The following is a 17,659-nucleotide window of genomic DNA, read 5'->3' as shown; positions in this document are numbered from 1 at the left end:
GCAGTGCGACCGGGCCGACGACGTCGGTCGGCGGTGCCGGGCTACTTGACCCCGAAGTCGAACGCTTCCCGGTGAAGGTTCCGCACTTCTCCCGGACGAAGTTCCGCAGTCTCGACTGCGCCGGAATCCGGCTGGGCCGGCTCCCGCGCAAGCGTCAGGCAGGGGGCGACGCCATGAGCCTGTTCCCCGACGGCGTAATCCCGGACGCGATCACGATCCCGTCCTCACCCACCCCCGCTCCGACGCGCTCGACCGACCCCGAGCGGACGTAGCCGACGGCGAAGATGCCCTGCTCGTCGTCTCAAGCGCGAAGAGACGTCGCTCGGCGGTCCACTCCGGCATGACGTCGGGGCCTGTGCGGATCTACATGTTGACGTCGCGCGCCACGGCCGGCTGTAGCCGCCCGGTGACCGGGTCCGCGCCGACTATCACGAACACCTCCGTCAGGCGTCGTGATGAGCCTTTACGCCCATGGCGTGATCCCGAAGTCGACACGCGCGCGCTCAACTAAGCACCGCAGCGTCCGGAACTGATCGCGGACGCAAGTAGACGGCGCTCACGTTTCACCGCGAAGGCAGCCATCCATACCGCTAACATCGCATAGAGGAACCTACCAAACACAAGGAGTCGACAAATCGATGGCTGATATGCGCTGGAAGGCCGCGATCGAGAAGGTGCTTCGGGATGCTGGTGCGCCGATGCATTATGCTGAGATCGCTCAAGCGATTATTGACAATGGCTACCGCACGAGCGTCGGGGCCACGCCCGCTGCCACCGTTGCCGCCAACCTTTCAAGCACCTCACTACGAGACAGGGTCGAGCGCATCGAAAAGGGTGTCTACAGCCTTCGCTCGCCGCACACAGGCCCGCTGCCGACCGAGGAGGCACCGCCGTCAGGTTCGCCTGAGGACTTGGACGTCGATGCCCCTCTAGCCGATTCGGACATCGAGGCCGTCGAACCTGAGATGGGCCTCATCAACGCATTTGGAATGTTCTGGAGGCGGAGCGAAACTGACTGGGGCAATCGAACTCCGCAGCTCCTCGGGATACAACAGAGCGGCAGCAAACCGGTCGATTTCACGGATCAAGCCGGCGTCTACTTGCTATATGACGGCAATCGCGTCATATATGTAGGACGGGTCACAGAACCGCGGCTCGGTCAGCGATTGCGCGAACATACAAGAGGGCGCCTGAGCGGCCGTTGGGACCGCTTCTCGTGGTTCGGCGTCCGCCGAACGAACGCGAGAGGCGCACTTGGGCCTCTCCCTTCTACCGGCATCGCAGTCGAGACATTGATTGCGACGATGGAAGCGCTCTTGATCGAAGGGCTGGAGCCTCCCCAGAACAGGCGTCAGGGCGACGGGTTCAACGCCGTCGAGTTCATCCAAGTTACCGACCCGGCGATCGAACGACAGCGAACCCAGACTGTACTTGCGAAGGCTCTGGCGAGCATGGACCAGACACAACGACTGGTTGATGGAACGACGCCATAAGCAGCAGATGCGCGGCGCGGCGCGAGACACACTACAAGTCATATGAGAGCGACACCCCGCTAAGCGAGACGCCCTCGTACACTACGTCACCCACTGGAGGGCAAATGGCACGGCGCAACGCCTGGGTCATCACGTGGAGCCAGCATGATATCGACCTTCGAATGCCAGGCGCGGTGATCGGTGAGCCCTTGGCGCTCCTGCCGAGTCGCTCTAGTCGGCCACGCATCGAAGGAGCCATGCTTGGGCTCCTTCAGGTACTAGAGGGATCGAGACCATCCTCCATGGTGAGAAGCCTCGGACGACTCGCTGATCCAGTCTCGTGGGACTTCCTCGGATCAACCGCACGGGTCGGTCATAACCCAGAAGTCATCGCCCATCGGTCGTCCATTGAGCATCGGCTTCGCAGGAAGGACCCCATCACCGGCGAGGGCGTGATCGCTACCTATACGTTTCCAAAGTGGTCCACGCGTTCAGAGTATCGTGAACTTTTCGGCGAGAACCTGCGCAAAGGATACGATCCAAAAGCGTCAGATCTCGGGGCGATTCGACATCTCGAGGCGCGTACTGCAACTTGGACAAGAAAGTAGGCCATCGGGTGGAACCATGATGGCCGCCCGCTGCAGACCTAAGCTTCCTTAATCCTTTCGGAGTCGAAGGCGTTCAGGTGGAGGTTCCCGTACTTCTCACGCAGGAAGTTCCCCGTGGTGGTCAGTTGCGCCGGGATCCGACTGTGCCGGCTCGCGTGCAGGGCCTCGGCCTGGCCGGCGAGGAGCTGGAGCTGCTCGGCGAGCTCCTCGTTGGGAGTGCGTCCGTTGGGCTGGCGGGCCTCCACCATGGTCGGCGGGATGGCGAGGTAGCCGCGCAGGACCCCGGGCAGGTACTCCCGCACCATGGCGTCCAGCTCGTACTCGAAGCGCGCGTCACGGGACGGCTCACGACGCTCTGCCTCGACGACGGCGCCCAGCAGCCGGTGTGTCCGCTCGAAGGTGACGTAGGCGTTGGAGGGAAGCCGCATCCGGCTCTGCTTGGCAAGCGCGCCGACCCAGTCCAGCGCGGCAGCCCGGCCGTCCGCGCCCTCGACGGCTGCCTCCGGCGGAGGCGACGCCTCAATCAGTTCTTGCGACGGGGCCCCGGTGAACCGGTGCCACCACCGCCGTCGGGCAGGGAGCCACAGGTCCCGCAGGTGCCAGGAGCGCACGGCCGACACCCCCATCGACGCGAGGGCGAGCACACCGCCGAGGCCAATGATGTCGAGCGCGAAGATGCCCGCCGTGAAGCCGGCGGCGTACAGCAGGCCCTCGAGAATGACGCCGAGCTTCTTCTTCACCCCGCCGATGAGCAGCACGAGGTAGGCGACCAGGGGAAGGAAGAGGACAACGAGGCCCACCTTGAGGACGTTGCCCAGAGTCAGCCGTGACATCGTCAGCTCCTTGGCTCGGGATCGGTGGTCGAGGCGTCGGAGGAGTGGCTGCGCTCGAGCTGCAGGCGCGCGCGGCCGACCTGCCCCTCGAGCACCTCGACCGTCTGCTTGATCGACCGGGTCGCCTCGACCTTGTACCGGTCGATCTCGTCCATGGCCTGGAAGACGTTGTCGAAGGCCTGCTGCAGCTTGGCCGGGTCGACGGTCGCCCGCGATGCCTGCTGCTGGATGGCGGTGCCCTGGGAGCGCAGCAGCTCCGAGGTGGAGACGATCATGTCCGCGGTCGTCGAGTTGAGAGCCTCGATCTGCGCCAGCGTAATCTGCTGCTGCGCGAGCGCCTGGGACACGATGACGGCCACCCGCAGGGCGGCGATGGTGGTGTCGAGCGCGCGGTCCACGCCCTTGATGAGTTCGGTGTTGTTCTTCTTCACGACGTCGAGGGCCAGGTAGCCCTGGACGGAGACCGCCATCTGGGTCATGAGGTCCTGGTGGCGCTGGCGAACGTAAAAGAGCGCGTCGGTCTCGAGCGTGGTCGCCTCGTCCGTCTTGCCCTCGGCACGGAGACCGCCGATGCGCTGCTCGAGTCCGTTGCCGAGCTCACGGGCGAGCACGGCGTAGTTGGCAAGCTGCCCGAGCGCCGCCCACAGCGCGTCGCGCTCGGTCTGGATCGCGGCGTTGTCCATGCGCAGCTCATCCTGGCCGCCCTTGAGCGCCTTGGTGATGGCGTCCAGCTGGTCCTGCGCGGACTCGTACTTGCGGAAGTACCGCTCGATCGCGTTGCCCTTGGGCAGGAACTTGAGGAGGCGCTTGCCACCGGTGAGGTCGTGACGCTTGGGGTCGAGGTCGGAGACGATCTGCCGGAGCTCCGCCAGGCTCGCACCGGTTCTCGACGCCGGGTCCTCCCCGGACGCCGACGCCGCGGCTGCCGGCCGCTGGAGCATTCGGTTGGAGGAGTCGCCAGCCTGCCGCATCGTGTCCTCCCCCAGCTTGGTCAGCTGGGCGACCTTCGTCTGGAACTCAGGGCTGTGCAGCGGCGCGGCGAGGAGATCGTCGAGGAACTCGCGGGCGGTGTCCGCGTACTTCTGCTGCGTCTCCGCGTCGACGAGAATGACGCCGCCGACCTTCTCCGGCTCACGCACCTCCACCTCGGCCGCCGGCGCGGGCGGCTCGAGCTGCAGCCGGTTCTCGACGGCGGGCGTCTGGTTCTGGCCAAGGTCGAGCGGGTTTGACATGCGGTGCACTCCTCAGGCGCTCGGGGCTTCCAATCGATTCTCTCAAACCCAAGGGGGAAGGCGCCGGGGAACCGCTGATCACCTTCGTCGGGCCTGCGGTATCGCCGATCTCGCGGGCTTCCTCCATATCGGAGGCGCCGGTGAACCCGCGTCCGTAAGCGACGCCGCAACTGCTACGACCGCGGTAGGGGCTATTCCCCCTCGGCCATCGGGGTACGTCACTCTGACGCCCCCACAGCTTGACGCACAGTTCGCGACTGTCGCCTCGTGGACGACGATGGCAGGTTGTGGCGTCGCGTGCCGCACGCCTACGGCACGCTTAGCGTGAAGGACCTTTCCGCGGAGTTGCGCTGCCATCGACTACGGGCAGCGTGCCAGACACGTAGCCCCCGCCGAGCCACCAGCGCCCACGGTCGGCGTAAGACTGCGCCGTATGACACCGACCGCACAGCAACCAAACGTCGTAGTCGCGCAGTTGCTAGGGCACAACCACGATCAACGTCACCGCGCCCGATGTGACTCGAGCTGGTGACGAGACAGCTCTCCACACCACCGCGCCGGTCTCCGCATCGCAGCCGTACATCGCTCCGGATCGTCCACCGTAACGGCTAGACTCACCAGACGCTGCGTCACTGCATAGCCCAACCCACTTCACAGGAGGATAGATGAGACGCGACCAGAGCGAACTGTCCGCGCTCTCTCGTCTCTTCTCCGCAACAGTATTTCGAGAACTTGCAAAACAGGGCCATTCTCAGTTAGCCGGGAGATTGCTTTCACAATCTCGTCTCCCGCAACCCATGAACTCAAGTCTCACACTCAGCGATGTCCTCGACCAAGCCTTCCAAGCACTGAAGGTGAGCGGATGTCGCGACGAATACGTCTACCGGTCCGCCCTTATAAACAAGATCGTACTCGGCAGGCATTCGCTGCGAACAGCCACAGTTCTGAACGAACTACGAGCTGGGCGATGCAAGGTAGATGCGGCCGTTCTGAACGGGACTTCCACCGCATACGAGATCAAGTCTGAGCGCGATTCCTTGGGACGACTTGCCGACCAAGTAGAGAACTACCGGAACGTTTTTGCCAGCGTGAACATCCTAACTAGTTCCGTACATCTCAAGCACGTCCTCTCAACCATGCCCGAAGATGTAGGCGTGATGGTGCTGACCGACCGCTACACATTACGGACGGTACGGACCCCGAAGAATCTACCGGAGCGCACCTCGCCAACCACCATCCTAGAATCTCTCCGAAGCAACGAAGCCGCATCAGTGTTGGGAGAACTCGGCATCAGAGCGCCGAGCGTGCCGAACACGCAACTTCGCGAAGCCCTAAGAGAAGAGTTCTCTATGCTCGACCCGATCGCAGCGCACGGCGCAATGGTTTCGACATTGAAGCGGACCCGCTCCCAGTACGACCTCTCCAGCTTCATAAACCGGCTCCCCCCCTCCCTTCGAGCCGCCGGACTAGCAACGAAACTCAACGCGCAGGAAAGGGCCCGGATCATTGATACACTAAACGCCCCGGCCGCCACAGCACTTCACTGGAGTTGAGCTGATATGTACCACCCGTACTTCCGCGGCAAACAGTTCGAACTGATAGCAATTCGCGAGTCCGCACCCTTACTGGCGACTTCCGGATTCGTCCCTATCATCGAACCGGTACGCGAGTCTCTTAGCGGCCTCGAGCGAACTCTCTCCGCCCTCGAAATGGCGGGCGGAGAGTGCATTCTCGTCGTCAACCCGCACCACGGCGACCACAGGAAAGATAGTCAGTACATCGCGGCGCTCGTGGCTGAGCGCCGGAACCAAGGCTCGAGCTCAATCCTCCCGGGATTGCTGCTACGAAGCAACACTCCCCCCCAGGACGCGTTAGCGCTCGTGTCGGCCCATACCGAAGAGCGTGCCGCCATCATCCATGCAGGGTTCACCGATGCACGTCTGATCGCCCGGGCGTTGACTGGCGAAATGCCTGTTGCAAAGAACATTTTTGTCGCTGAGCATACTAACATGCTATATCGTAGACACTTTATGGATAGCCCGCGAATCCTCGTACGTGACGGCTTCGAACGTAAACGGAACGCGGATTACGACGAGGTAGACAATTTCTCTGACCTACATATCACCCACAACGATCTCGGGATGAACGGATACGGCGACTTCCTTACAGTGGGAGATCATTATAGCGAGGGTGGCGGGCCCGCATATGCGGTCGCCATCCATCTGAGCTACATCGACTCCGATCACGACGATGCGATGTTTGTCTACCACTTTGTCTCTGACACTAACGACACTCCGACTGACCCCGCAGGGAAGTTTGGCCAGGCACTTGCGAAATTGATCACCAGGCTCGATAGCGGTAACTCAATGTTGCTAGAGTCAACGGCGATCGCAGAGTTTCGCGACCTCCACTCGAAGGGCCATTTTCCTGGGCTTGGGTATGTGAAGAAGTTGTCCATCAAACATCACCTCGAAACCCTGGCGCACTTTCACAGCACTGAGGCTCATGCCTGAAAAACTGTGCTGCACAGAGTGCTTTGGAGACCCCGGACTCCGAAGTAGCATTTTTCCTGCTCTTGCGGGGCGTAGCGATGCCAGAGTTGGTGTTTGCGATTATTGCGGTACGGTGGGCGTCACTCTTGTCCGACCTACGGAGCTCCGCCAGTGGTTCGAAATGCTCGTCGGAACGTATGAACAGAGTTCCGAAGGCGGCCGCCCCTTAGTGACTTGGCTGCGAGACGATTGGCGGCTGTTCGGGCACCCCACAATGGACGACGCACATGCAAAAGAACTACTCGCGGACATCCTGGACGATGGCGAGATAGTACGAGCGGATTTTGTTCCCGACGAACGATTCGAGAGCGAGAGCCTAAAGCAGTGGGACGACTTGCGCGACGAGATGATGCATAGGAATCGATGGTTTCTCGATGAACCGATCGATCTCGAACGCCTCAAGTTACTACTTGATCTCCTTATTGCCTCCCACGAACAGTTGGCGGATACCTGGTTCCGCGCACGACTACTGGCGGACGACACGCTTTATGGCATCGACGAGATGGGAGCGCCTCCTCATCGGCTCGCCGGACACGGCCGCGCCAACCCCGCGGGTATCCGCTACCTTTACCTCGGGTCAGAGCCAGCAACTGCGGTGTCGGAAATTCGACCCCATACAGGGGAGTTCGCTTGCGTGGCTACTTTCAACGTACCTCAAATACGTGCGGTCGATCTTAGAGACCCGCGCGCACAGGTTTCGCCGTTCATTCTTTCGGACGCCGATGAAATCAGTCAGCTGCGCGCCGACCTGCCGCTCCTGGAACGCCTAGGGGACGAACTCACCAAGCCGGTGCTTCCTCGCGGCGCAGCGTTTGAGTACACACCGAGTCAGTACTTGTGTGAGTACATTAAGAAATGCGGCTTCGATGGCGTGCTCTACCGCAGTTCGGTGAGTAACGGCGTTAACCTCGCTCTCTTCGACCCTGGGGCTGCGGAAGCAGTCGAGGTAACAGTCCATCACGTTGAACAGGTCAGCGTCGCCACAAAAGCGAATGTGGGTTCTGGTTGGCACACTGCGACCGAGTAGATCATGCCTTCGCAGTATCTCGCGGTCCCTCGCCCGCTTGGAACTTGTGTCGGTACCGGAACACTTCGTGCACCGGCCGAGCGGGCCTGCCGGAAGGAGGACGGCGAGTGGCCAACCCACATGGGAACTCTCGCCGTCGCTGGGTGCACCGCCAAGGTGCTCGTGGCCCAACCCTCGGTTCAGCGCCCCGAATGCCCTGGTGAACAATTGCGGGAAGTGCCTGGCTTGGACGAGCGCAGCCTGCCGCCTGCAGTCTACGTGGGCCTCGGTCCCCCGGCATCGAGCTCGATGCGCCACCGTCGCGCCAACACGACCGCAATGGACGCACCATCCGTTTCCATTCTCAACTTGACACGGCCGAGACGCGCCTTCCAGCGTGGGACCGCGGTGGAGCGCACGAGGCAACAGGCGCTCTGACGAAACCGAAGATTCGCCCAGACGCGGAGCAATCAGGGCGCCGAAGCGTGACATACGGCATGGGTATCGTCCGACGTCGGCGCTCTCGCCCTATTCGGTCGCTTCCGGGCCCGGCCGTGTCGGGCATCGCGACGCAGTTGTCGGTGTAACGTAGTGGATAAAGGAGAGGGAGCGATCTCATGGCGGCCATGGCGGCGAACAGTAACCTCACGGCGGCCCGACGCGCGAGGAACAACGAATTCTACACGCAGTGGGCCGACATCGAACGCGAGATGAACGCTTACGTCGAGTACGACCCTGACGTCTTTCGGGGCAAGGTCATCTTGTGCCCGTGCGACGATCCGGAGTGGTCCAATTTTGCCAAGTACTTTGCTCTGCATTTTACGGACTTCGGCCTGAAGAAGCTAATCTCGACGTCGTACGCGCCGAACAGCAATCCGGCCGTTAAAAGCCTGTATCAGCCGACTCTCTTCGAGTTCGAAGATCCGAAGTTCGATGAGACCAAGACGCGCGCGAACGGTAAGAGGTTTGTGCTGGAGGCTGAGGACATCAGCGGGGACGGCCGCGTGAACATCGATGATCTCCGGTGGGACTACCTTGAGGGCGACGGAGACTTCCGGAGCCCAGAGGTGACGATGCTGCGTGATGAGGCAGACATCATCGTCACGAACCCACCATTCAGCCTCTTCAAAGAGTTCGTCGCCTGGCTTGAGACTGGCAATAAGCGATATTCCATCATAGGCGGCGGTAGTGCAATTACTTACAAGGAGATATTCCCAATGGTTCGGGATAACCTCCTATGGAAGGGCGCGACGGCGAACAACACTGACATGGTCTTCGGTGTACCGAAAGGGACGCCCATTAAGGCCGCCGACAAAGCGAAAGCCGAAAGGCTCGGCTATCCCTCCGACGATCAGTTTGACTATACTCGCATGGGAAACAGCTGCTGGTTCACGAACATTGACCACGGCCGACGCCACGAGCCACTCGAACTCATGACCATGGATGACAACATCAAGTTCTCCAAGCATAAGGAAATCCGCGGGGCTGGCTATCAAACTTACGATAACTTTGACGCGATTGAGGTTCCGTTCGTCGACGCGATCCCCAGCGACTATGACGGCATAATGGGCGTTCCGATTAGTTACCTGGATAAGCACAACCCGGAGCAGTTCGAAATCCTTTTTGGCAGCCATGACATGGCCGATGCTGCCACCTTTGGCATAGAGCCACTTGGCCCTCAACGCGTGTCCGACTACTACGGCGCGGGCGGCACCGGAAGCTTGAGTCGGGGGCACCGCAAGCCCTTCCTCTACGCTCCACGCCCGCACGTGCCGTTCCAGCGCCTGTTCGTCAAGCGAAAGGATGCAGTCAAGTGAAGACTGATCTCAAGCAGTACTCCGTCGAGGAAGTCGTGGCGGGGTTCGTTTACAACGAACTCGAAGGCAAAGGACTCTACGGCCTAGGTGGGCAACTAATTATCCAGCCCGAGTATCAGCGACACTACATTTATAACGACGGAAAGAAGGACGTCGCTGTAATTGATTCGCTAGTTAAGGGGTACCCGCTCGGGCTCATATACTTCAACGTCGCAGACGACAAGCTGGAAGTCCTTGACGGTCAGCAGCGCATCACCTCGATAGGCCGCTTCGTAACCGGCAAGTTCGCGATCAAGGTCGACGGACGGGAGCAGACTTTTTCTTCGCTTTCCCCCCAGCAAAGGCAGCGAATCATGCAGAGCATGCTTCTGGTCTACGAGTGCTCGGGGACTGAGACCGAAGTCAAGGAGTGGTTCCACACGATTAATATTGCGGGCATCCCGCTCAACAAGCAGGAGATGCGCAACGCGATCTACTCTGGGCCGTTCGTTTCGGCAGCTAAGCGAGAGTTCTCGAACTCGAAGAGCGCTCAGATGCAAAAGTGGCAGTCCTACATCAAGGGCGACCCAAAGCGCCAGCAGATCCTCGAAGAAGCGCTTACGTGGGTCGCGGCTCCGCAAGGCAAGAGCGTCGACGGATACCTTGCTTCACATCGCATGGATAAGGGAATCGATGAGTTGAGGACGTACTTCACGTCTGTCATCGACTGGGTGAGCGGCGTGTTCGTCCGACCACCGGACAAGAAGATGCAGGGCCTGGAGTGGGGCCGGCTCTATGAGGCCTATCACCAGACGCCTTACGACCCAGTGAAGGTCGACGAGCGTGTCGAAGAGCTTATCGGGGATCCCGCGGTGAATGACGCGAAGGGCGTCTACGAGTACGTGCTCGGTGGCGAACAGGACCACAAGCTTCTTAACGTTCGGCTTTTCCAAGAGGACGACAAGAGGATCAAATATGCGGAGCAGACGAAGGCTGCGAAGGCCCAGGGCACATCCAACTGTCCCATGTGCTCGCTGGGGAACGACAGCAATAGTACGAGAATCTGGCAGCAGGATGAGATGGACGCTGACCACGTGACCGCTTGGTCCAAGCACGGCGCAACGGACATCTCAAATCTGACGATGCTTTGCAAGACCCACAACAGGGTCAAAGGCAATCGATAGGCGTAGACGTCCGCTTACCGAAGTGGATTCGGAACCCGGTCGCGCGTCCTAAGGATCTACGTGGCCGCATCAGGAAAGGAGTGAAGCGTGACCGCCGCGCTTCGCCCGGCGGTCACGCGCATCGAGCGCGCTTCAACGTGTCGACGGCGACGCTCATCGAGCTCAGCTCTGCATCGTGGCCGCTGCAACCGCAGAGGTAGGCGACAGAAGGTCAGGTCGCAGATTCGCGCGGACGCTGCTCAAGTTGCGCGGAGTGACCGACTGTCTGTCTGCCCCTAAGCCGCCGCCTGCCGTCACGCAGTCGACCGCGCCACGTCACCCCGCCGCGCGAGCGGCGTGCGTCGGAACCTGGGCCGACTGGACCGATGCGCCGCTCCTGGGCGCTTCACGGCGTCTGTCGGCCCGCGACGGCTAGGCGTGCCTGTCGTGCGTTCCGCGCGACCTCCCAGAGCGCTTCTTGAGGTAGTCGAGGGTTCTAGTGATGTCCTCCATCCAGTTCTTCGCCGCACTGCTTCCCCCACACAGCCCGCTGAGTTCCGAACGCCGCAGACACCTATGCGCCGGAGAAGCCGGTGCAGATGATGATCCTTAGACGACTGAGCGCCGCTAGGGCGTTAGCGATGAGGAGACAACCGTTCCGTGGCCCTTCGGCGATAGCAACGACGTCTGGAGCACGTTTTGCCACCCTCATCGGTACCGATATGAGGACGGACGGCAAGTTCGACCTGCCCCGCGAGGGCTGTGGGTGTGAAGGCGGAGCAGTTCGTCGAGGACCGGCTTGCACGGCCCAATTCCCCACCTTGCCGATGTGCACCAGCCGAACGTCGTCGCCTACCTGCCGCGCTGTCGGAACGTCGTGGCTGGTGAACGCCTAGGAGGGATCAAACCCGGTACGCAGTCAGACAAGCAGGTTCATCACCTCCGCTCGCAGGTACGCACCCATGCGACCGGCTTGTGGGGCAGCGCGGCTCCCCTCCCATACCTCGGTCGATCCACCCAACACCTGTCGCCCACGTGCTACGTTGACGCCACAACCACCAAGGAAGGAATGAACCATGGCGCAGACCTGTTGTCTCTTCCCTGGCTTCGTTCCGCCCGGGCTGCCGCATGCTGCATAGCTGACGCACCCGCATCCGAACGAGGCACGAGTCCGTGCCTCGTTTTTTTGTGCCCACAACCCGCGAAAGAACTCGTCGTGACCAGCACACCGCACCACCCGCCGTCGTCGTCCTCGCTGTTCGGGGCTGCCGCCCGATGATCACCCTCGACGGCGTCTCCAAGCGCTACGTCACGAAGAACGGCACCGTCGACGCGCTCGTCGACGTCTCCCTCGACGTCGACCAGGGCGACGTCTACGGCATCATCGGCTTTTCCGGCGCCGGCAAGTCCACGCTCCTGCGGATGGTCAACCAGCTCGAGACCCCGGACGCCGGCACGGTGAACGTCAACGGCCAGGACCTCACCGCGATGTCCCCCCGCGAGCTGCGCCGCCAGCGCCGTGACATCGGCATGGTCTTCCAGCAGTTCAACCTCCTGGAGACCAAGACGGTCTACCGCAACGTCGCCATGCCGCTCCTCATCCAGGGCGCCTCTAAGGCCGAGATCGACCGCCGCGTGGACGAGGTGCTGAAGATCGTCGAGCTCGAGGACAAGCGCAACGCCAGCATCCGCCAGCTCTCCGGTGGCCAGAAGCAGCGCGTCGGCATCGCCCGCGCCCTCACCACCCAGCCCTCGATCCTCCTGTGTGACGAGGCGACCAGCGCCCTGGACCCCAAGACCACCGAGTCGATCCTCGCGTTGCTCAAGAAGGTCAACCGCGAGATGGGCGTGACGATCCTGCTCATCACCCACCAGATGCACGTCATCCAGCGCATCTGCACCAAGGTCGCCGTCATGGAAGCCGGCCGGATCGTCGAGCGCGGCAACGTCCTCGACGTCTTCACCCGCCCCCGCGAGCCCATCACCCAGGACTTTGTCCGCACCGTCGTCAACGACCAGATCCCCGAGCCGCTGCTCGAGATGGTTCAGGCCGAGACCCGCCCCCAGGAGCTGCTGCGTCTGCGCTTCGTCGGGGACACCGTCCGCCAGCCGCTGCTCGCCTCCCTCAGCCGCATCGAGGGCCTGGAGGTCAACATCCTCGGCGCCACGGTCGAGGAGCTGCAGGAGTCGGTCCTGTGCCTGTTCCTCGTCCAGCTCATCGGCGGGCCCGAACCCGTCCGCCGAGCAGAGCAGCTGCTCGATGACGCAGGGATCCTGCGAGAGAGGATCGCCGCCTGATGCAACAGGAGATCTTCGGCGTCACCGTCGACCGGCTGATCCTGGCCGGAGTCCAGACCGTCTACATGCTCGGCTGGGGCATGCTCTTCGGCACGCTCGTCGGCATCGGGCTCGCCCTAGCGCTCGTGCTGAGCCGCCGCGGCGGCCTCATGGAGAACCGCGTCACCTACGCCGCGGTGAACGTGACGATCAACGTCGTCCGCTCCATCCCCTTCATCATCCTGCTCGTCGCGATGATGCCGATCACCCGCGCGGTCGTCGGCACGAGCGTCGGCAGCCGCGCCGCCCTGGTGCCGCTCATCGTCTACATCGCGCCGTTCATCGCGCGCATGGTCGAGGCCAGCCTGCTCGAGGTGTCCCCCGGCGTCCTCGAGGCCGCCAAGGCCATGGGCGCGAGCAACGCCCAGATCGTGCGCCGCTTCCTCCTGCCCGAGGCCTACAGCTCCATCGTCCTGGCGCTCACCACGAGCGTCGTCGGGCTGCTCGGCGCCACCGCCATGGCCGGCTACGGCGGTGGTGGCGGCGTCGGCGACCTCGCCCTCACCTACGGCCGGGAACGCTTCAACACCCCGCTCATGGTGTTCACCGTCGTCATCCTCGTCATCTTCGTCCAGCTCATGCAGGCGGCAGGCAACTACCTGTCCCGCCGCCTGCGCGAACCCCGCTGAATCCCCGAAAGGCACTCCCCCGCATGAAGAAGTTCCGCACCCTCGCCCTGGCGCTGCCGTTCGCGCTCCTCCTCGGCGCCTGCGCCGAGCCCGGCTCGAGCGACTCCGGCGACACCGACTCCGCGTCGGGCGACAAGTCGACCATCACCTACAGCAAGTCCCAGGGCCCCTACACCGAGCTTTTCGAGGACGCCGTCGCCCCCATCCTCGAGGAGCAGGGCTACACGCTGCAGGCCCAGGACGTCTCCGACCTCCTCACCGCCGACATCGCCCTCAACGACGGCGACGTCGACTTCAACGTCGAGCAGCACACCGCCTACCTCGAGGCCTTCAACGCCGAGAACGACGGCGACCTCGTCCCGATCAGCCCGATCCCCACGGTCCCCGCGGGCATCTACTCCGACAACCACGAGACGCTCGAGGAGGTCCCCGACGGCGCCACCGTCGCCGTCCCCAACGACGCCTCGAACATGGCCCGCGCCTACCTGCTGCTCGAGAAGATCGGCTGGATCGAGCTCGACGAGAACGCCGACCGCACGATGCTCACCCAGGCCGACATCGTCGCCAACCCGCACAACCTCGAGATCACCGAGATGCGCTCGCTGACCATCCCGCCCGCCAGCGTGGACTTCGACTACATCGTCATCACCGGCTCGATCGTCTACAACGCCGGCATCGACCCCTCGACGGCGCTGGCCACCGAGGACATCCTCGACCACCTCGTCCTCCAGGTCGTCGTCAAGGAGGAGAACGCCGACACCGAGTGGGCCCAGGCCATCGTCGACGCCTACCACTCCGAGGAGTTCGCCACCTACATGGAGGAGAACAACGACGGTCTGTGGTGGATCCCGGAGGAGTTGCAGTCCTGAGCTTCCTCTAGAACCGCACGACGACGACGGCACACCCACCCGGGCAGGGAGGGTGCGCCGTCGTCGTCAGTAACGGCGCCCGCCAGCCCCGTCAGGGCGGCCCGCGCACCGCGCCGAGCGTCCTCGATCTCCGCGCCGACACATAACCCGCGTTCCAGCCGAGTACGCTCCGCCATACCAAGGAGGCGGCATGGCAGTCCGTAAGGTGGCGATCACTCTTCCGGAAGAGCTCTACGAACTCGTCGAGCGCGCGCGAGCGGTTGAGCACAGGAGCAGGTCGGAGGTCATCCAGGAGGCCCTGCGCACGTACTTCAGCGAGGCCGACTACCGTCCGAGCGAAGCCGAGCGAGCAGCGCTCGTCGCGGGACTCGAAGAAGCGCATGTCGCTCCCATGTCGGTCAGGGACTGGTCTGAAGTACAGGCGCGACTGAGAGCCCGTCGTTGAGGATCCACCTCACCGCGACTGCCGTCATCAACCTCGACATTGCTCGCGACTACTACTCCGCATCGCCGCGAAGCTGGGCCACCGGTTCCTGAGCGACATCGACGCCGCGAGCGCCTCAAGACCTTCCCCGCCGATGCCCCGCCAGTTGAAGGTTCAGCGAGCGCGTCCTCGGGCGGCTCGGCATCACGGCAGGCCGGCGCGGTCGAACTCCTCCTGGAGGCGCGGCCGACGACGGTGAGCCTCGCGCAGCTCGGCGACAAATCGGGCGACACCGGCAGCCTCGTCACCGCCAGCGGCGATCTGCCGCATCGTCGCGAGCCGCCGCGCGGCGGCGCGGTAGCGCTTTGCGTCGGCTTGCGTGAGCTCACGCTCGACCAGCCGCCTGAGAACCGGCAGGACGGCCAGTGGGCGGGTCTTCGCGTACTGATAAGCGAGCCGCTCCCAGACGTCATCGGCCTCGAGCGTCAGCGAGTGGGCGAGCTCCCAGGCGAGCTCAACGTCCTTGAGTGGCTCGAGCGCGAAGAGCACGGCGTCGCGCGGACTGTCGGACAGTCGATTCATGACCTCCTCGCGGTACTCCCGCCACGCCTCCTCGGCATCTCGGTACAGGCCGGCGGCCGTGCTCGACGACGGCCAGCGCCGGAACACCTCGGCACGCGCCGCAAGCAGCTCGCCCGGGCGGTGCTCGGCAAGCAGCGCACACCAGTAGTCGGCGGCCCGTAGCGCCTGATGGCCGAGGTCGAATCGTGCCGCCTGCCCGGCCCAGTCGATCGCCGAATCGATCTCTCCAATCTCCTCCAGCGCCTCTGCCGCGTCCTGCAGCCACGCGGCGACCTTCCGGTCCCTGGCGTGCGTCCGGATGATCGCCTCGACGTCGCGGTCGAGCACCGCGAGCCGGCGTTCGTTCCACTCGAGGACCCACCGCTCGTGCCGGTTCGCCCCGTCCCATTGCACTGTTCCGGCCGGCACCGGCTCGAGGGTGTCCGCGATCTCCGCAAGCCTCGACCGGTACATGGCCAAGCCCTCCTCACCCAACGCCGGGGCGTAGGCGACGGGGTCGAGCTCGAAGTAGTCGACGTCGCCGTCGAACTGGAACGCGACCATCCAGTCGACGAGCTTGCGGGGCGGCACCTGTGCGGCAGCGGCTGCCACCGGGTGGAGGTCGAGCAGGCGGCGGCAGCCGGCGCCGATGATGCCGCTGGAGTCGTCGGCACGCGCGATCACCTTGAGCGCGGACGCGAGCGCCTTGTGGGTGACGGCGTACACGCCCGCCGGATCCTCGGACCCGACGGATTCTTCAAGGATGTCGATGGCGTCGTGCATCTGGCGGCCGTGCGCGTTCGCAGCGCTCCACCGATGGAGGTCCGCACGAGTACGGATGAGCGGCAGGACGGCGTCGGCCAGGTGTGGCGAGATCACGGGGCCGATCCTTCACGCCCGCACCGGCCTGCACAAGAACGGCACTCGAGAGCCGAAGTGTCGCGACCGAACTCAACACCGCCGAGACGGCCACGGCGCCGGAAGGGACCCAGCCGGTGTGGCGTCACCTCCACAGCCTGAGTGCTCCCCGCACCCTGTGAGGCCCATCGTGGCCAGGGCGAGGGCGGCGAGGAACAGGACAGGCTTGCGACGTGCGGCGTCACAGCCTGCTGGTGAGGGCCACCTCGTGCTCGCCTCACGGGTGCGTGTGACGATGCCGTCGTGCACCCCCGCGACGAGACCGACGATCGTCCCGCGCTCTGCGGAGTGCTCGTCGTCGTGCCCGCGCGGGACGAGGAGGCCGAGATTGCCGGCTGTCTGGGCAGCGTGGCGACGGCGGCCGAGCGCGTCGAGCTGCCCGTCGTCGTGTCGGTCGTCCTCCACCGGTGCACGGACCGGACGGCCGAGAAGGTCGCGGACGTCGCCCGCGAGCACGCGAACGTCCACTGGGTCACCGTGGCGAGCGAGGCCGAGACCCTGGGTGGCGCGCGCGCCGACGGCGCGGACGCCGGTCGCTCGCACGAGGCCCTGGCGGACCTTCCGCCGGGGGCCGTCTGGTGCGCGAGCACCGACGCGGACTCGCAGGTGCCGCCCGCCTGGCTCGCCGAGCAGCGCGTCCTCGCCGACCGCGGCCTGGACCTCGTACTCGGAACGGTCGAGCCCCGCGAGGACGGCTCCCCGTCCACCCCGTACTGGCACGCCCCGCACCACCTCACCGAGGGGCACCTCGGTGTTCGCGCCGCCAACCTCGGCCTGCGCCTCTCGGCCTACGACGACGCCGGTGGCTTCCCCGACCGCGACGAGGGCGCGGACGTCCACCTCGTGCACGCCGTGCGGGAGATCGCGGGCCTGCCCTGGACCAGCACCGACCGCGCCCGGGTCGTCACCTCCTCCCGGCGACAGGGCCGGTCCAGCCGCGGGTTCGCCCGCTTCCTCACGCGTCTGGACGTCGCCGTCGCGGCCTTCGGCGCGAGCCCTGACCTGCAGGACCGCCTCCGCAGCCAGCTGTTGCAGATCGCCGAGGAGCGCGGAGCGGGCAAGACACTGTGCCCCTCCGACGCGGCCGGAGTGCTCGACCCCGAACGGCGTCGCGAGCTCACTCCCCTGGCCCGTGCGGTGGCCAGCACGCTGGCCGACGAGGGGCTCGTGGTGATCACGCAGAAGGGCGTACCGGTCGACGGACGCACGGCCGTGGGCCCCGTGCGCGTGGGCCTGCCGCTGGCCGAGATGCGGTAGCC

The 17,659-nt window shown here is 64.0% G+C and carries 15 protein-coding genes; 12 read left to right on the top strand and 3 right to left on the bottom strand.

Annotated features, from left to right (window positions below; translation table 11 throughout):
* The coding region (locus H9624_RS01655; RefSeq protein WP_251838169.1) for a hypothetical protein at positions 1-272 on the top strand (272 nt) is incomplete at its 5' end.
* Between the two features lie 375 nt (positions 273-647).
* Complete coding sequence (locus tag H9624_RS01650) at positions 648-1,493, top strand: HTH domain-containing protein (protein WP_504740236.1); 846 nt, start codon at positions 648-650, stop codon at positions 1,491-1,493.
* 625 nt (positions 1,494-2,118) lie between these two features.
* On the opposite strand, the gene H9624_RS01645 is transcribed toward H9624_RS01650, so the two are convergent.
* Positions 2,119-2,913, bottom strand: coding sequence for a hypothetical protein (locus tag H9624_RS01645; protein WP_251838167.1), 795 nt, complete (start codon positions 2,911-2,913; stop codon positions 2,119-2,121).
* Positions 2,914-2,915: 2 nt separating this feature from the next.
* The gene (locus tag H9624_RS01640; protein WP_251838166.1) at positions 2,916-4,145 is read right to left on the bottom strand and encodes a toxic anion resistance protein; all 1,230 of its coding nucleotides are present in this window, start codon (positions 4,143-4,145) and stop codon (positions 2,916-2,918) included.
* A gap of 665 nt (positions 4,146-4,810) precedes the next feature.
* On the opposite strand from H9624_RS01640, the gene H9624_RS01635 reads away from it, so the two are divergent.
* The 9 genes from H9624_RS01635 (at position 4,811) to H9624_RS01595 (ending at position 14,942) form a co-directional block, all read left to right on the top strand.
* Positions 4,811-5,698, top strand: coding sequence for a sce7726 family protein (locus H9624_RS01635; protein ID WP_251838165.1), 888 nt, complete (start codon positions 4,811-4,813; stop codon positions 5,696-5,698).
* Between the two features lie 6 nt (positions 5,699-5,704).
* On the top strand, positions 5,705-6,658 hold the full coding sequence (locus H9624_RS01630) for a sce7725 family protein (RefSeq protein ID WP_251838164.1): 954 nt from the start codon (positions 5,705-5,707) through the stop codon (positions 6,656-6,658).
* A gap of 208 nt (positions 6,659-6,866) precedes the next feature.
* Positions 6,867-7,724 carry an RES family NAD+ phosphorylase gene (locus tag H9624_RS01625; RefSeq protein WP_251838163.1) on the top strand — a complete coding sequence of 286 codons (858 nt, stop codon included), beginning with the start codon at positions 6,867-6,869 and terminating at the stop codon, positions 7,722-7,724.
* 596 nt (positions 7,725-8,320) lie between these two features.
* The gene (locus H9624_RS01620; RefSeq protein WP_251838162.1) at positions 8,321-9,520 is read left to right on the top strand and encodes an adenine-specific methyltransferase EcoRI family protein; all 1,200 of its coding nucleotides are present in this window, start codon (positions 8,321-8,323) and stop codon (positions 9,518-9,520) included.
* Positions 9,517-10,683 (top strand): HNH endonuclease family protein, encoded by a 1,167-nt coding sequence (locus H9624_RS16780; RefSeq protein WP_251838161.1) that lies wholly within the window; start codon positions 9,517-9,519, stop codon positions 10,681-10,683. Before H9624_RS01620 ends, H9624_RS16780 begins: the two co-directional genes overlap by 4 nt.
* 1,254 nt (positions 10,684-11,937) lie before the next feature.
* A complete protein-coding gene (locus tag H9624_RS01610; protein WP_251838160.1) occupies positions 11,938-12,960 on the top strand; it encodes a methionine ABC transporter ATP-binding protein in 1,023 nt (340 codons plus the stop codon).
* On the top strand, positions 12,960-13,628 hold the full coding sequence (locus H9624_RS01605; RefSeq protein WP_251838159.1) for a methionine ABC transporter permease: 669 nt from the start codon (positions 12,960-12,962) through the stop codon (positions 13,626-13,628). The genes H9624_RS01610 and H9624_RS01605 overlap by 1 nt, the downstream gene beginning before the upstream one ends.
* A 23-nt stretch (positions 13,629-13,651) precedes the next feature.
* Positions 13,652-14,497 (top strand): MetQ/NlpA family ABC transporter substrate-binding protein, encoded by an 846-nt coding sequence (locus H9624_RS01600; RefSeq protein WP_251838158.1) that lies wholly within the window; start codon positions 13,652-13,654, stop codon positions 14,495-14,497.
* A gap of 190 nt (positions 14,498-14,687) precedes the next feature.
* Entirely contained in the window at positions 14,688-14,942 is a 255-nt protein-coding gene (locus H9624_RS01595) for a CopG family ribbon-helix-helix protein (RefSeq protein ID WP_251838157.1), read from the top strand.
* Between the two features lie 183 nt (positions 14,943-15,125).
* On the opposite strand, the gene H9624_RS01590 is transcribed toward H9624_RS01595, so the two are convergent.
* Positions 15,126-16,361, bottom strand: a complete 1,236-nt coding sequence (locus tag H9624_RS01590) for a DUF6880 family protein (RefSeq protein WP_251838156.1) — start codon at positions 16,359-16,361, stop codon at positions 15,126-15,128.
* 282 nt (positions 16,362-16,643) lie between these two features.
* Between H9624_RS01590 and H9624_RS16775 the strand changes: the two genes are divergently transcribed.
* The gene (locus tag H9624_RS16775; RefSeq protein WP_251838155.1) at positions 16,644-17,657 is read left to right on the top strand and encodes a DUF3253 domain-containing protein; all 1,014 of its coding nucleotides are present in this window, start codon (positions 16,644-16,646) and stop codon (positions 17,655-17,657) included.
* The last annotated feature ends 2 nt before the right edge of the window (positions 17,658-17,659 follow it).

It is taken from the genome of Oceanitalea stevensii, from assembly GCF_014837105.1.
In the GTDB taxonomy this organism is placed as follows: Bacteria; Actinomycetota; Actinomycetes; order Actinomycetales; family Actinomycetaceae; genus Oceanitalea; species Oceanitalea stevensii.
The sequence above is the reverse complement of the archived record's forward strand: the minus strand, read 5'-3'. Positions and strand labels throughout refer to the sequence as shown.